1 pseudogene is annotated in these 242 nt (G+C 58.3%); it reads left to right on the top strand.

Features of this window, described 5'->3' with window-relative positions:
• Positions 1-18 precede the first annotated feature (18 nt).
• Positions 19-242 (top strand): annotated as a pseudogene (locus MRS74_RS23650) (hypothetical protein); the annotation flags it as partial.

The following is a 242-nucleotide window of genomic DNA, read 5'->3' as shown; positions in this document are numbered from 1 at the left end:
TAACACATGCGTGAAGAGATGAGCAAAAGCCTCTTGGCTTGGTACGACAAAAGCGCGCGTGAGATGCCTTGGCGGGTCGGCCCAGCGGAGCGACGGCAAGGCGTGCAGCCAGATCCCTACCGCATTTGGCTGTCTGAAGTGATGCTTCAGCAAACCACAGTGGCCGCAGTCAAAAGCTATTTCATCGCGTTCACATCGCGCTGGCCCAAGGTCACCGATCTGGCCGAAGCGCTGGACGCTGA

Origin of the sequence: Marinobacterium sedimentorum (assembly GCF_024267675.1) — a bacterium.
GTDB classification, from domain to species: domain Bacteria; phylum Pseudomonadota; class Gammaproteobacteria; order Pseudomonadales; family Balneatricaceae; genus Marinobacterium_A; species Marinobacterium_A sedimentorum.
This window is presented reverse-complemented; position numbering and strand designations above follow the sequence as displayed.